This window comes from Rahnella laticis (genome assembly GCF_015644585.1).
GTDB classification, from domain to species: Bacteria; Pseudomonadota; Gammaproteobacteria; order Enterobacterales; family Enterobacteriaceae; genus Rahnella; species Rahnella laticis.
Genome location: NZ_JADOBI010000003.1, coordinates 631,935 through 645,763, shown reverse-complemented (window position 1 = coordinate 645,763; position 13,829 = coordinate 631,935). Strand labels below are relative to the sequence as shown.

General features: G+C 53.4%; 11 protein-coding genes. All 11 read left to right on the top strand.

The genetic code is table 11. From position 1 onward, the window contains the following. The first annotated feature begins 3 nt into the window (after positions 1-3). Positions 4-1,794, top strand: coding sequence for an N-acetylmuramoyl-L-alanine amidase AmiB (gene amiB / locus IV433_RS09170; protein WP_195813569.1), 1,791 nt, complete (start codon positions 4-6; stop codon positions 1,792-1,794). Between the two features lie 34 nt (positions 1,795-1,828). Then, a complete protein-coding gene (gene mutL, locus IV433_RS09165) occupies positions 1,829-3,733 on the top strand; it encodes a DNA mismatch repair endonuclease MutL (protein WP_195813570.1) in 1,905 nt (634 codons plus the stop codon). Continuing rightward, entirely contained in the window at positions 3,726-4,667 is a 942-nt protein-coding gene (miaA, locus tag IV433_RS09160) for a tRNA (adenosine(37)-N6)-dimethylallyltransferase MiaA (RefSeq protein ID WP_195813571.1), read from the top strand. Before mutL ends, miaA begins: the two co-directional genes overlap by 8 nt. A 114-nt stretch (positions 4,668-4,781) precedes the next feature. Further along, entirely contained in the window at positions 4,782-5,093 is a 312-nt protein-coding gene (gene hfq, locus IV433_RS09155; RefSeq protein ID WP_104923534.1) for an RNA chaperone Hfq, read from the top strand. A 98-nt stretch (positions 5,094-5,191) separates the two neighbouring features. Continuing rightward, the gene (gene hflX, locus IV433_RS09150; protein ID WP_195813572.1) at positions 5,192-6,496 is read left to right on the top strand and encodes a ribosome rescue GTPase HflX; all 1,305 of its coding nucleotides are present in this window, start codon (positions 5,192-5,194) and stop codon (positions 6,494-6,496) included. 33 nt (positions 6,497-6,529) lie between these two features. Then, on the top strand, positions 6,530-7,822 hold the full coding sequence (gene hflK / locus IV433_RS09145) for an FtsH protease activity modulator HflK (RefSeq protein WP_195813573.1): 1,293 nt from the start codon (positions 6,530-6,532) through the stop codon (positions 7,820-7,822). A gap of 2 nt (positions 7,823-7,824) precedes the next feature. Continuing rightward, positions 7,825-8,829 (top strand): protease modulator HflC, encoded by a 1,005-nt coding sequence (gene hflC / locus IV433_RS09140; RefSeq protein ID WP_152325326.1) that lies wholly within the window; start codon positions 7,825-7,827, stop codon positions 8,827-8,829. 94 nt (positions 8,830-8,923) lie between these two features. Then, a complete protein-coding gene (locus IV433_RS09135) occupies positions 8,924-9,124 on the top strand; it encodes a DUF2065 domain-containing protein (RefSeq protein ID WP_101078281.1) in 201 nt (66 codons plus the stop codon). A gap of 144 nt (positions 9,125-9,268) precedes the next feature. Then, on the top strand, positions 9,269-10,567 hold the full coding sequence (locus IV433_RS09130; RefSeq protein ID WP_101078282.1) for an adenylosuccinate synthase: 1,299 nt from the start codon (positions 9,269-9,271) through the stop codon (positions 10,565-10,567). 228 nt (positions 10,568-10,795) lie between these two features. Then, positions 10,796-11,221 (top strand): nitric oxide-sensing transcriptional repressor NsrR, encoded by a 426-nt coding sequence (gene nsrR / locus IV433_RS09125; RefSeq protein WP_165058831.1) that lies wholly within the window; start codon positions 10,796-10,798, stop codon positions 11,219-11,221. A gap of 41 nt (positions 11,222-11,262) precedes the next feature. Beyond that, a complete protein-coding gene (gene rnr, locus IV433_RS09120) occupies positions 11,263-13,761 on the top strand; it encodes a ribonuclease R (RefSeq protein ID WP_195813574.1) in 2,499 nt (832 codons plus the stop codon). The last annotated feature ends 68 nt before the right edge of the window (positions 13,762-13,829 follow it).

Below are 13,829 nucleotides of genomic sequence, written 5' to 3'. Positions count from 1 at the left end.
GCGATGAACTCACGCTTCACCTCTCTTTTCCATTCAGCGGCGATGCTTTTGTCGGCGCTGATACTTTTTGTTGTTTTGATTCCGTCCGCAGCGTTAGCGGCCGGTATGAAGAACATCAACGTTTCCAATGGCGCAACGCAGTCGACGGTGACGATTACCTTTGACGGCTCGCCGGATTATTCTTTTTTTCCGCTGCATAACCCCGAACGCGTTGTCATGGATATCCGTCAGGATGGCGTGATGAAAGGGTTGCCGCTGACCTTTAACGGCCAGAATCTGGTGACCCGCGTGCGCGCGAGTACGCCGCCGAATGCGCAAAGCCAGCGTCTGGTTTTTGAACTGAATCAGAAAGTCAGAACCAACGCGACGAAACAAAAAGACGGCAGCCTGTACACCGTTGTGCTGACCATGAATGCATCGGCCGCGCCGCGCCGCAATGCGCCGGTTTCCACGGTCACCAATACGCCGTCGCCGAATGCCACCGCCACGCCAGCCGCCTCTCAAAAATCGAATCCGTTTACCAATGATCAGACGAAAGTTGTCGCTACCACCGTCGCGCCGGACAACTCACGTTCTTCCACTGTTTCTACCAGCGACAGTAAAATCATTGTCGCGATCGACGCCGGTCACGGCGGGCAGGATCCGGGCGCTATTGGCGGCGGCGGCCTGAAAGAAAAAAATGTCACTATCGCCATTGCCCGTAAGCTTCAGACATTGCTCAACGCCGACCCGATGTTCAAACCGGTGCTGACCCGCGACGGCGACTATTTCATTTCCGTCATGGGACGTTCTGACGTGGCGCGTAAGAAAAACGCCAACGTTCTGGTCTCCATTCACGCCGATGCGGCGCCAAGCCGCAGTGCGCGCGGGGCGTCGGTGTGGGTTCTGTCCAACCGTCGCGCGAACAGCGAAATGGGTAACTGGCTGGAGCAACATGAGAAACAATCAGAATTGCTCGGCGGTGCAGGCGATGTGCTGGCGAATACCGCGTCTGACCCTTACCTGAGCCAGGCGGTTCTGGATTTACAGTTCGGCCATTCCCAGCGCGTGGGTTATGACGTGGCGACCCGTGTTTTACGGGAACTTCGCTCGGTCGGCTCGCTGCACAAAGCCAAACCGGAACACGCCAGTTTAGGCGTACTCCGTTCTCCGGATATCCCGTCTCTGCTGGTAGAAACCGGCTTTATCAGTAACTCAACCGAGGAGCGGCTGCTGGGCAGCAGTGCGTACCAGGATAAAATTGCACGAGCCATTCACATTGGCTTGCGTAATTATTTCCAGTCGCATCCGATACAAAACGGCCCAAAGGTCGAAAACCGTCCGCTGCTGGCATCAGCATCGGCGGCAAGTGATAGCGCAGCGGGAAGCGATACATCAGCCAGTTCTTCCGTCAGTCAGCCCGGCCCGATTGAAGCCACTGCGGCTTCCGGCGGGGCAACGCAAATCCATAAGGTCACCCGTGGTGAGACGCTGACCGGCATTGCCAGTAGCTACGGAACGACCAACGCGGCGCTGCGTGACCTGAATAAATTGAAAAAAGATGGCGTCTGGGTCGGCCAGAGATTGAAAGTACCGGCTGGCACCCGCACTTCTACAGCATCATCTTCATCGCGCGCTTCTGCCACCACGGCCAAAGCAACGAAGAAACCGGCGAAACATACGGTGAAACGCGGTGACACGCTTTCCGCGATAGCGAGCAAATACGGTGTCAGCATGAATGACATCAAAACGGCGAATCACATGAAGTCTGGCGAGGTGCAGCTCGGCCAAACCTTAACGATTCCACAGTCATAACGGCGGTTTATAGACGCCAGCCACAGGAGCCGATATGCCGATCAAGGTATTGCCGCCGCAGCTTGCTAATCAGATAGCGGCCGGTGAAGTTGTCGAAAGACCGGCTTCCGTGGTGAAAGAACTGGTGGAAAACAGTCTGGATGCCGGTGCGACGCGCATCGATATTGATATCGATCGTGGCGGCGCCAAGCTCATCCGTATTCGTGATAACGGCTGCGGGATTGGTAAAGACGATCTGGCTCTTGCGCTGGCACGTCACGCCACCAGCAAAATTACCTGCCTCGACGATCTGGAGGCCATTCTCAGCCTCGGTTTTCGTGGCGAAGCGCTGGCCAGTATCAGCTCGGTATCGCGCCTGATCCTGACTTCACGTACCGCAGAACAACAGGAAGCCTGGCAGGCGTACGCCGAAGGCCGCGACATGGCGGTAACCGTCAAACCGGCAGCGCATCCGCAGGGTTCTACCGTTGAAGTGCTGGATCTGTTTTACAACACGCCAGCCCGGCGCAAATTTATGCGCACCGAAAAGACCGAATTTACCCATATTGATGAAGTCGTCCGTCGCATTGCACTGGCGCGCTTTGACGTTTCCGTCAATCTCAGCCATAACAGCAAACTGATCCGGCAGTACCGCGCCGTGAAAGATCCGTCGCAGTCTTCCCGCCGTCTGGCCAGTATTTGCAGCCCGACGTTCGTTGAACATGCGCTGGAAGTTGAATGGAGCCACGGCGATCTGGCGATCCGCGGCTGGGTTGCTGACCCTGCAGGTTCGCGCAGCCTGACTGACATGCAATATTGCTATGTGAATAACCGCATGATGAAAGATCGTCTGATTAATCATGCGATCCGCCAGGCGTATCAGGATCAGTTAAAAGACGACCAGCAGCCTGCGTATGTGTTGTATCTGGATGTCGATCCGCATCAGGTGGATGTCAACGTGCATCCTGCGAAACACGAAGTGCGTTTCCATCAGTCGCGGCTGGTTCATGATTTCATCTATCAGGCCGTGATGTCTGTTTTGCAACAGGCAGGCAATCCGGTGCTTGAAGAACCGGAGTTGCAGGCAGAAGCGCCGCGCTGGCAGCCGGAAAACCGGCAGGCGGCAGGGGGAAATCATTTCTCACAGCCCGCAGATAAAAAACCGGCTCAGCCCGCGCGGGAAAATGTGTTTCCTGAAACTGCCCGAAGCAGCGCGCCGCGCGAACCAGCATTCCGGAATTCTGAACCGGCATATAACCGCAGTGAAGCAAAGCCCTATCAGCAGCTTTTGCAGCCCGCCGCCGGGGATTTCTCTTTACAGGAACCGGCTCCGGCCGTGGCACAGGCCGCTAAGCCTGCACCATCCACTGCCCGTACACTGGCTGAACCGGCACTTGAAGCGCACAGCCAAAGTTTCGGGCGCGTACTGACGGTCTGTTCGGCTGAATATGCGTTGCTGGAACGCGGAAAGCAGCTGGTGCTTTTATCGCTGCCGGTGGCCGATCGCTGGCTGAAGTGGGCACAGCTGACACCGCCGGAAGAAGGGCTTCGTCCGCAGCCTTTGCTGATCCCGCTGAAGCTGACGGTGAGTAAAGAAGAAATCGCCGTGCTGGCGCGATATCAGACGTTATTACAGCATTTTGGTTTAGAAATGCTCAGCGAGTCACAGCGTGTGACGGTTCGCGCGGTACCTTTACCATTACGCCAACAAAATTTACAAAAGTTGATACCTGATCTGTTAGGTTACCTTGCTGTTCAGCAGGAGGTGACTTCTGATGCGGTAGCTATGTGGTTTGCCCGCCACTGTGGCTGCGAGCACGAGGTCTGGTCGGTTTCACAAGCCATACAATTACTCACGGACGTTGAGCGACTTTGCCCACATTTGGTTAAAGCGCCTCCTTCCGGACTTCTGCAACCTCTTGATTTACAGTCCGCGCTGGCGGCTTTTAAGCATGACTGATTCTGACAAACACTCCGCTCCCCCGGCGATCTTTATTATGGGGCCGACCGCATCCGGTAAAACGGCACTGGCGATGTCGCTGATGAAACATCTGCCCGTTGAGTTAATCAGTGTGGATTCCGCACTGATCTACCGTGGAATGGACATCGGTACCGCGAAACCGACGGCGGAAGAACTGGCGCAAGCACCACATCGTCTGATTGATATTCTTGACCCGACCCGCGCGTATTCTGCCGCTGACTTTCGTGCGGATGCTTTACGCGAAATGGCAGAAATAACCTCACGCAATAAGATCCCGTTATTGGTGGGTGGGACTATGCTTTATTTCAAGGCATTGCTCGAAGGACTTTCACCGTTGCCGCCCGCCGATCCGGCTGTGCGCGAGCGCATTGAAAAGCAGGCCGGCGAGCAGGGTTGGGAAGCGCTTCATAGCCAGCTGAGCGAGATTGATCCCGTCGCGGCTATGCGAATTCATCCGAATGATCCGCAGAGACTGTCCAGAGCACTGGAAGTTTTTTATATTTCGGGTAAAACTTTAACGGAACTGACTAAAATTTCGGGTGAAACGTTGCCTTATCACGTTCATCAGTTTGCGATTGCCCCGACCCGCCGTGAAACATTACATGCGCGGATCGAGGAACGTTTTAGTCAGATGTTGTCCAATGGTTTTGAAGACGAAGTCAGAACGCTGATAGCTCGGGGCGATTTGCATACGGATTTGCCTTCCATTCGTTGCGTCGGATATCGCCAGATGTGGTCATATTTGTCCGGTGAATTCGATTACGATGAAATGGTTTATCGTGGTGTTTGCGCGACACGACAGCTGGCCAAGCGTCAGATGACCTGGTTGCGGGGTTGGGAGGGAGTCCAATGGCTTGATTCTGAGAAGCCAGAAGAGGCCTTAAACCGTGTAATTCAGGTTGTTAGTGCATAGGTTGGGTGATTGTGTACAATTGATGAGTACTCAGCGCGCAAATTTTTTATGTGATTTATTTTCGAGCCGATAGGCTCAAAGTTACAAACAACAAACTAATAAGGAAAAGATAGAATGGCTAAGGGGCAATCTTTGCAAGATCCGTTCCTGAACGCATTGCGTCGTGAACGTGTTCCGGTTTCTATTTACTTGGTGAATGGTATTAAGCTGCAAGGCCAGATTGAGTCTTTTGACCAGTTTGTCATTCTGTTAAAAAATACGGTAAGCCAGATGGTGTATAAACACGCTATCTCCACCGTAGTGCCTTCCCGCCCGGTGTCACATCATAGCAATAATCCAGGTACGGGCAGCACCAGCAGCAATTATCACCATGGTAGCACTCCGTCTGCGCAGCAGCCGCAGCAGGAAAACGATGACGCTGAATAAAGCGCAACGTTGGTCAACCACGAAGGGGTTCATAAGTATTCCGATTATGCTTATGCACCCCCGGCTGGCGAATTTTTCCCAAATGAGAGGTCGCAAGCTTGTTTGACCGTTATGAAGCCGGTGAGCAGGCCGTACTGGTTCATATCTATTTCTCGCAAGACAAAGACACGGAAGACCTGAGCGAATTTGAATCGCTGGTATCTTCTGCAGGTGTAGAGGCGTTGCAAGTCGTCACCGGGAGCCGCAAGGCACCGCACCCAAAATACTTTGTCGGTGAAGGAAAGGCCCAAGAAATCGCAGATGCCGTCAAAGCAACGGGCGCTTCTGTCATCCTGTTCGATCACGCTTTGTCCCCCGGCCAGGAACGAAACCTGGAAGCCTTATGCGAATGTCGCGTTGTCGACCGCACCGGTTTGATTTTAGATATTTTTGCCCAGCGGGCACGAACTCACGAAGGTAAGTTACAAGTAGAACTGGCGCAATTACGCCACATTGCTACCCGACTGGTTCGCGGCTGGACACACCTTGAGCGTCAGGGCGGCGGCATTGGTGCACGCGGCCCGGGTGAAACCCAGCTCGAAACGGACCGCCGTTTACTGCGGGACCGGATTACTCTAATTCTCAGCCGTCTTGAAAAAGTGGCTAAGCAGCGTGAACAGGGTCGCCGTTCGCGCGTTCGTGCGGATATTCCGACGGTGTCTTTGGTGGGGTATACCAACGCCGGAAAATCTACACTCTTTAACCGTATCACTCAGGCCGATGTTTACGTGGCCAATCAGTTGTTTGCTACGCTGGATCCTACGCTGCGCCGCATTATGGTGGCAGATGTCGGGGAAACAGTTTTGGCGGACACCGTAGGGTTTATTCGTCACCTGCCCCATGATTTAGTTGCCGCCTTTAAGGCAACGTTGCAGGAAACCCGACAGGCATCTCTGTTATTACATGTGATTGATGCAGCGGACATCCGGGTTCAAGAAAATATTGACGCGGTGAATACGGTGCTGGCAGAGATTGAAGCAGATGAAATTCCTGCGCTGTTAGTGATGAACAAAATAGATATGCTGGATGATTTTGTCCCGCGTATCGATCGCAACGAGGAGAATTTGCCGGTCAGGGTCTGGCTCTCAGCCGTGACAGGTGAAGGTATTCCGTTGCTCTTTCAGGCGTTAACGGAGCGGTTATCTGGCGAAATTGCGCAGCATGAATTGTGCCTGCCGCCGGAAGCTGGCCGCCTTCGTAGCCGTTTTTACCAGCTTCAGGCCATTGAAAAAGAATGGATTGAAGAGGATGGCAGTATCGGTCTGATGGTGCGAATGCCCATTGTTGACTGGCGTCGCCTCTGCAAACAAGAGCAGGAACTGGCCAGCTATGTCCGCAACCAGAGCCTGTCTGATTTAGCCTGAAGAACACCAATCATAGAATAATGGAGCTATAACATGGCGTGGAATCAGCCCGGTAATAACGGACAGGACCGCGACCCCTGGGGCAGCAGCAATAATAGCGGCAACTCTGGTGGAAATTCTGGTGGAAATAATGACAACAAAGGCGGCCGCAATCAGGGGCCACCTGACCTGGACGATATCTTCCGTAAACTCAGCAAAAAGCTGGGTGGATTCGGCGGAAAAGGTTCAGGCAACAACAATAACAACAATGGCGCGCCAACCGGTTCTGGTCACGGAATGAGTGGCACCCGGATTGCGGGCATCGCGGTTGCCGCGGTGGTTGTGATTTGGGCGGCGACGGGCTTCTATACCATTAAAGAAGCGGAGCGTGGCGTGGTCACCCGTTTTGGTAAGTTCAGCCACCTGGTTGAGCCGGGCCTGAACTGGAAACCGACCTTTATCGATCAGGTTCGCGCAGTGAACGTCGAATCGGTACGTGAACTGGCCGCGTCTGGTGTGATGCTGACGTCTGATGAGAACGTGGTACGCGTTGAAATGAACGTGCAGTATCGCGTGACAAACCCTGAAGCTTACCTGTTCAGCGTCGCTAACCCTGACGACAGCCTGAGCCAGGCAACAGACAGCGCATTGCGTGGCGTTATCGGCAAATACACGATGGATAAAATCCTGACCGAAGGCCGTACCACCGTGCGTAGTGACACCCAGCGAGTACTGGAAGAAACCATTCGTCCGTACAAAATGGGTATCACTATTCAGGACGTCAACTTCCAGACCGCGCGTCCGCCGGAAGAAGTGAAAGCTTCCTTCGATAACGCGATTGCCGCCCGTGAAAGAGAGCAACAGTCTATTCGTGAAGCAGAAGCTTACGCGAACCAGATCCAGCCTCTGGCAAACGGTGAAGCACAGCGCTTACTGGAAGACGCGAAAGCGTATAAAGACCGTACCGTTCTGGAAGCGCAGGGTGAAGTGGCCCGGTTCTCCAAACTGTTACCAGAATATAAAGCCGCACCGGAAATTACCCGTGAGCGTCTTTATATCGAAACCATGGAAAAAGTCCTCAGTCACACCCGTAAAGTTCTGGTGAGTGACAAAGGAAATAACCTGATGGTATTGCCACTGGATCAGATGCTGCGCGGAAATAATGCGGCAGCAAACGACACCAGCAAAAATGATGACACAGGTTTGTTACCTTCTGTGCCGGGTTTGACCAGCAGTAATGGCAAAAGCAGTGCCGATAACAGCAGTTCCCGTTCGTCTGGCAGTGTCATGGACCAGCGCCGTGCTAATGCACAGCGTGACGATACACTTCGCGTAGGGAGAGAATAACAATGCGTAAGTCATTTTTACTTATCGTCGTTGTGGTGCTGGTGGCGCTTTATGCTTCACTGTTTGTGGTTCAGGAAGGTCAGCGCGGTATCGTGCTGCGCTTCGGCAAAGTCCTGCGCGACAGCGATAACAAGCCTCTGGTCTATGCGCCGGGTCTGCATTTCAAGGTTCCGTTTGTGGAATCCATCAAAATGCTCGATGCGCGTATCCAGACCATGGACAACCAGGCTGATCGTTTCGTTACAAGCGAGAAGAAAGACCTGATCGTCGATTCTTATCTGAAATGGCGTATCAGCGATTTCAGCCGTTACTATCTGGCAACGGGCGGCGGCGACGTCTCTCAGGCCGAAGTTCTGCTGAAACGTAAATTCAGTGACCGTCTGCGTTCTGAAATTGGTCGTCTGGATGTGAAAGACATCGTGACCGATTCCCGCGGTCGTCTGACTCTGGATGTACGTGACGCGCTGAACACAGGTAGCGCAGGTGATGAGCCGGAAGCGACGACCGAAGCTGATGATGCTATCGCGTCTGCAGCGAAACGTGTTGAGCAGGAAACCAAGGGCAAACAGCCTGCGGTGAACCCGAACAGCATGGCGGCGCTGGGTATTGAAGTGGTTGACGTTCGTCTGAAACAAATCAACTTGCCGGAAGAAGTGTCCAGCGCGATTTTCGACCGTATGCGCGCTGAGCGTAATGCGGTGGCATTGCGTCACATCTCTCAGGGTAAAGAAGAGGCGACTAAGATTCAGGCCGCGGCGGATTACGAAAGAACCCGTACAGTAGCTGAAGCAGAACGTACTGCCCGTATCACACGCGGTGAAGGCGATGCTGAAGCGGCGAAACTGTTTGCTGATGCATTCAGCCAGGATCCGGACTTCTACGCATTCATTCGTAGCCTGCGTGCTTATGAGGCCAGCTTCAAGAGCGGTAACGATGTCATGGTGTTAAGCCCTGACAGCGACTTCTTCCGCTTCATGAAGTCACCTGACCAGCTAAGAAACAAATAATTGCTGATGCAATTTCCAAAAGGCCCTTCGCGGGCCTTTTGTCATTTCTGAAACTCCTTTTCCTGTTGAAGGGAATCACTGAGACACATTCACCATGAATTCGACAATCTGGCTGGCGCTGGCCTTAGTTTTGGTTCTGGAAGGCCTGGGACCGATGCTTTATCCAAAATCGTGGAGAAAAATGATCCTCACCCTGGCGAATCTTCCGGACTCCGTTTTACGTCGTTTTGGCGGGGGTCTTGTGGTCGCAGGCTTCGTAATTTACTACATGTTGCGTGGTCGTCTGGGTGGTTGAGGTTTTGTTACGCTCAGCGTGTCACGTCCTGCTGAGACCGGTAGCACGCAATTAAAATTTTTCCCGCAAACGTGTGCTAAAAGTACTGGAAAGCACAGAATGAGATGTTAGAATCCTTTTTTAAGCAACCTGGTGATTCTTGAGATGGGTAAGAACGTCGTCGTACTCGGCACACAATGGGGTGATGAAGGGAAAGGCAAGGTCGTAGACCTGCTTACTGAACGGGCTAAATATGTTGTGCGCTATCAGGGCGGTCACAACGCCGGTCACACTCTGGTTATCAACGGTGAAAAAACCGTTCTTCATTTAATTCCGTCTGGCATTCTGCGTGAGAACGTGATCAGCATCATCGGCAACGGTGTTGTTCTGGCACCTGACGCTTTAATGAAAGAAATGGGCGAACTTGAAGCTCGTGGCATCCCTGTACGCGAACGTCTGTTACTCTCTGAAGCTTGCCCGCTGATCCTGCCTTACCATGTCGCACTGGACATGGCGCGCGAAAAAGCGCGTGGCGATAAAGCTATCGGCACCACCGGTCGCGGCATCGGCCCGGCTTATGAAGATAAAGTTGCCCGTCGCGGTCTGCGCGTTGGCGATCTCTTCAACAAAGAAACTTTCGCTATCAAGCTGAAAGAAATCATCGATTATCATAACTTCCAGCTGGTCAACTACTACAAAGTAGAAGCCGTTGATTTCCAGAAAACGTTGGATGATGTCATGGCTATCGCCGACATCCTGACGGCTATGGTTGTTGACGTGTCTGAGCTGCTGGATGGCGCGCGTAAGCGTGGCGATCTGATCATGTTCGAAGGCGCACAAGGTACGCTTCTGGACATCGACCATGGGACATATCCGTATGTAACGTCTTCCAACACCACAGCAGGCGGCGTCGCTACCGGTTCTGGTATTGGTCCACGTTACGTTGATTACGTTCTGGGTATCGTAAAAGCCTATTCCACCCGCGTGGGTGCAGGTCCGTTCCCGACTGAACTGTTCGACGAAACCGGCGAATTCCTGCGTAAGCAAGGTAACGAATTTGGTGCGACCACCGGTCGTAGCCGTCGTTGCGGCTGGCTGGACATCGTTGCCGTACGTCGTTCTGTGCAGATCAACTCCCTGTCTGGTTTCTGTCTGACCAAACTGGACGTGCTGGACGGTCTGAAAGAAGTGAAACTGTGTGTTGGCTACCGCATGCCTGATGGCCGCGAAATGACGACCACCCCGCTGGCAGCAGAAGGCTGGGAAGGTATCGAGCCAATCTACGAAATCATGCCAGGCTGGAGCGAAACCACCTTTGGCGTGAAAGAAGTCGAAAATCTGCCACAAGCAGCACTGAACTACATCAAACGTATCGAAGAGCTGACTGAAGTTCCGGTTGATATCATTTCGACTGGCCCGGATCGTAGCGAAACCATGATCCTGCGCGACCCGTTTGACGCATAACAGCCTGAGCTGATTGCGTAAAAACGTCATAACCGGGCAAATTTGCCCGGTTTATTTTTTTCTGACCGTCCACGCTTGTTTACTTCCCGCGAAGCATCCACTATCTAAATGATTAGCTGCAAAGTTCGCGGCTGGTTTATCATCAAAGTGTCATAATAAACAATCATCTTCACCCTGTTGTCATTGCTGACGTGGAAAGACCGGGTAAACAACTACCCAGAGGTATGTGTGCAGTTAACGAGTTTTACTGATTATGGTTTGAGAGCGTTGATTTATATGGCATCCCTGCCAGGCGATCAGATGACCAACATTTCGCAGGTCACCGAAGTTTATGGTGTATCGCGCAACCACATGGTGAAAATCATTAATCAGTTGAGCCGTGCGGGCCTGGTCACCGCTGTCCGTGGAAAAAACGGGGGCATTAAACTGGGGAAACCCGCGGAAACAATCCGCATTGGCGATGTGGTTCGCGAACTCGAGCCGCTTTCACTGGTTAATTGTGACAGTGATTTTTGCCATATCACGCCCGCTTGCCGGCTAAAACAAGTCCTGCACACTGCTGTAGAACATTTTCTTGATGAGCTGAATCAGTACACTCTGGCCGATATGGTCAAAGATAACTCTACGCTCTACAAATTATTGCTTGTTGAATGAAAGACTTTCAACAAACTGCTGATGACAACGGAGGAACCGCTATGTCACAAGATCCATTCCTGGAACGAGAAGCAGAAAAATACGAATCACCTATTCCCAGCCGTGAATTTATTCTTGAACATCTCGCCAAACGTGAAACGCCCGCCAGCCGGGAAGAGATTGGGAATGAGCTGAATCTTTCCGGAGAAGAAGCGCTGGAAGCCCTGCGCCGTCGTCTGCGCGCGATGGAGCGTGACGGACAGCTGGTCTTCACCCGCCGTCAGTGTTACGCGCTGCCGGAACGTCTGGACTTACTGAAAGGGACCGTCATTGGCCATCGCGATGGCTACGGTTTCCTGCGTCTTGAAGGCGTTAAGAAAGACGACGTATACCTTTCGGCTGAACAAATGAAAATGTGCATCCACGGTGATGTGGTGCTTGCACAACCGGTCGGCACCGACCGTAAAGGCCGCCGTGAAGCGCGTATCGTGCGCGTTCTGGTTCCGAAAACCAGCCAGATTGTTGGCCGTTACTTTACCGATGCGGGCGCGGGTTTTGTCGTACCTGACGACAGCCGCCTGAGCTTCGATATTCTGATCCCGGCCGATGCCATTAACGGCGCGCGTATGGGCTATATGGTGGTGGTGGAGCTGACACAGCGTCCGACCCGCCGTACCAAAGCCGTGGGTAAAATCGTGGAAGTGCTGGGCGATAAAATGGGTACCAGCATGGCGGTGGATATCGCGCTGCGTACTCACGAAATCCCACACGTCTGGCCGCCACAGGTTCTGAAACAGGTCGAAGACCTGAGTGAGCAGGTGCCGGAAGAAGCTAAAAAAGGCCGCGTCGATTTACGCAGCCTGCCGTTAGTCACTATCGATGGTGAAGACGCCCGCGACTTTGATGACGCCGTATACTGCGAGAAAAAACGCGGTGGCGGCTGGCGCTTATGGGTGGCTATCGCTGACGTAAGTTATTACGTTCGCCATGGCACAGCGCTGGACGACGAAGCACGCAGCCGCGCGACATCTGTTTACTTCCCGTCGCAGGTTGTCCCGATGCTGCCGGAAGTCCTGTCGAACGGTCTGTGTTCCCTGAACCCGCAGGTTGACCGTCTGTGTATGGTCTGTGAGATGACGATCTCCGCGCAGGGCAAGCTGACCAGCTCTAAATTCTACGAAGCGGTGATGAGCTCCCACGCGCGTCTGACGTACAACAAAGTCTGGCGCATCATCGAAGGCGATCCTGAGCTGCGCGAGCAGTACAACCCGCTGGTTAAGCATCTGCTTGAACTGCATACCATGTACAAAGTGCTGGATCAGGCGCGTGCAGAACGCGGTGGCATCGCCTTTGAAACGGAAGAAGCGAAATTCATCTTCAACGCCGAGCGCCGTATCGAACGTGTCGAACCGACCGTCCGTAACGACGCGCACAAACTGATTGAAGAGTGCATGATCCTCGCAAACATCGCGGCGGCGCGTTTTGTTGAAAAACATAACGAACCGGCATTGTTCCGTGTTCATGATCGTCCAAGCGATGACCATATCTCCGCGCTGCGCAGCGTGCTGGGTGAACTGGGTCTGGTCATGGGCGGCGGTCTGAAACCTGAGCCGAAAGATTATGCTCAAATTATGGATGAACTGGCGGATCGTCCTGACCGCGAAATGCTGCAAACGATGTTGCTGCGTTCGATGAAACAGGCGATTTATGACCCGGAAAACCGCGGTCACTTTGGTCTGGCATTGCAGTCCTACGGGCACTTTACGTCCCCAATCCGTCGTTATCCGGATCTGGCCCTGCACCGCGCCATCAAATATCTGCTGGCGAAAGAGCATGGCACGCTGAAAGACCGCTGGACGCCAACCGGCGGCTGGCACAGCGATTACGAAGACATGTTGCAGCTCGGCGAGCATTGTTCCATGGCAGAACGCCGTGCGGATGAAGCCACCCGTAACGTGGCTGACTGGCTGAAATGTGACTTCATGCAGGATCACGTCGGTGAAGTCTTCACCGGCATTATCGCCAGCGTCACCGGCTTCGGATTCTTCGTGCGCCTGAACGATTTGTTCATCGACGGTCTGGTACATGTGTCCTCGCTGGACAACGACTACTACCGTTACGACAACATCGGGCAGCGCCTGGTGGGCGAATCTTCCGGCGCGGTTTACCGCCTGGGCGATACGGTAGAAATCCGCGTTGAAGCCGTACATATGGATGAGCGCAAAATCGATTTCGCACTGTTTTCCAGCACCCGTAAAGCACGCGGTGAAGGTAAAACAGCCCGCGATCGCGCGAAAAAAGGGGGTGAACGTTCCATGCGTTCTACCGCGCCTGCGAATGCCGGGCGTCGCCGTACTGGCAAGAAAAACGTGAACTTCGAGCCGGACAGTGCTTTCCGTAAAGACGACGCGAAACCGGCCAAGCCGAAGAAAGAAAAGGTTGTTGGTGCTGTCGGCAAAGACGGTAAACCAAAGAAAGCCAAAAAGCCTTCTGACAAAACGGCGAAAATCGCAGCGGCCACCAAAGCCAAGCGCGCGAAGAAAAAGTCGACTGACAGCTAATCCTTCCCGGCGATTCTTCTATGGTAGAATCGCCCGTAACCTTATTAAATTGCGGACAGCATGCTGTC

Excerpts from the sequence above, each read along its gene's own strand:
- amiB (WP_195813569.1), top strand. The coding sequence starts at position 4 with ATGAACTCACGCTTCACCTCTCTTTTCCATTCAGCGGCGATGCTTTTG.
- mutL (WP_195813570.1), top strand. The coding sequence starts at position 1,829 with ATGCCGATCAAGGTATTGCCGCCGCAGCTTGCTAATCAGATAGCGGCC.
- miaA (WP_195813571.1), top strand. The coding sequence starts at position 3,726 with ATGACTGATTCTGACAAACACTCCGCTCCCCCGGCGATCTTTATTATG.
- hfq (WP_104923534.1), top strand. The coding sequence starts at position 4,782 with ATGGCTAAGGGGCAATCTTTGCAAGATCCGTTCCTGAACGCATTGCGT.
- hflK (WP_195813573.1), top strand. The coding sequence starts at position 6,530 with ATGGCGTGGAATCAGCCCGGTAATAACGGACAGGACCGCGACCCCTGG.
- hflC (WP_152325326.1), top strand. The coding sequence starts at position 7,825 with ATGCGTAAGTCATTTTTACTTATCGTCGTTGTGGTGCTGGTGGCGCTT.
- IV433_RS09135 (WP_101078281.1), top strand. The coding sequence starts at position 8,924 with ATGAATTCGACAATCTGGCTGGCGCTGGCCTTAGTTTTGGTTCTGGAA.
- IV433_RS09130 (WP_101078282.1), top strand. The coding sequence starts at position 9,269 with ATGGGTAAGAACGTCGTCGTACTCGGCACACAATGGGGTGATGAAGGG.
- rnr (WP_195813574.1), top strand. The coding sequence starts at position 11,263 with ATGTCACAAGATCCATTCCTGGAACGAGAAGCAGAAAAATACGAATCA.